The organism is Desulfobotulus pelophilus (assembly GCF_026155325.1).
GTDB classification, from domain to species: domain Bacteria; phylum Desulfobacterota; class Desulfobacteria; order Desulfobacterales; family ASO4-4; genus Desulfobotulus; species Desulfobotulus pelophilus.
On the sequence record NZ_JAPFPW010000075.1, the window covers coordinates 1 to 764 of the forward strand.

A 764-nucleotide genomic window follows, 5' to 3' on the forward strand; every position below is an offset into this window, starting at 1 on the left:
AAAAAGGGGTCTGACCCCTTTTAGGTAACGGTCACGGTGGCATGGAAATCATAGGGCAGCACCTCAATGATCTCCCCTGCGGAGGCGGCCGATTTCAGGGCAATGCCGATCTTTCTGTAGGTCCCCGCTTCCGAAGGAAGAATCTGAATCCGCCCCTCATCTGCCGCAAAAACCAAATCCAATGCGCTAACGGCTCCGGCGGTTTCCAGCTCCCAGGTGCCGTCCACCCCAAGGTGCTGCACAGAAACCCGTTCCCCCTCCGCCGCATAGGTGGTGGCAAAGCCGATGGGCGTTCCGGCTGCGCTGTTCAGAATCACCTTTTCCCCGTCCAACTGCACAATCCGGAAAGATTCCACACCGCCGGTTCCCACTTCGTAGGATCTTGGCCCGAGAACGTAGCTCATGCGGCACCGCCTTTCTGAAGACCAAGGATGTAGGATTTATGGGCTTCCGGGTACTTGGCCTGCATCTCCCGCATGGCTTCCCCGCGGGAGCAGGCCTTGGCTGCCATATGACCTTCCACCAGAGCCAGAAAATCCGGGCCGCCACCGGGAAGCGCCGCTGCACCCGCAGGCTGTCCACCCGCCGAAACACCGGGAGGGGTCGCCGCCTGCAAAGCCGCCAGAATGTCCGCAGCGGTGGGGCCTGTCATTGCAGTTTGCCCCGCAGGGGCGGGAGTCTGGGCATTGGCCTGTCCTCCCTGTCCGTTGGCCTGATTTCCTGCTGGGTTACTCTGTCCGCCATGGGCACTGGCTCCGCCTGCT

Annotated in this window: 2 protein-coding genes; both read right to left on the bottom strand. The window is 61.5% G+C overall.

Annotated features, from left to right (window positions below; translation table 11 throughout):
• Window positions 1–20: 20 nt before the first annotated feature.
• Complete coding sequence (locus tag OOT00_RS16085) at window positions 21–404, bottom strand: DUF2190 family protein (RefSeq protein ID WP_265426440.1); 384 nt, start codon at window positions 402–404, stop codon at window positions 21–23.
• A partial coding sequence (locus OOT00_RS16090; RefSeq protein ID WP_265426441.1) for a hypothetical protein occupies window positions 401–764 on the bottom strand: 364 nt, incomplete at its 5' end. The genes OOT00_RS16090 and OOT00_RS16085, both read right to left, overlap by 4 nt.

Excerpts from the sequence above, each read along its gene's own strand:
- OOT00_RS16085 (WP_265426440.1), bottom strand. The coding sequence starts at position 404 with ATGAGCTACGTTCTCGGGCCAAGATCCTACGAAGTGGGAACCGGCGGT.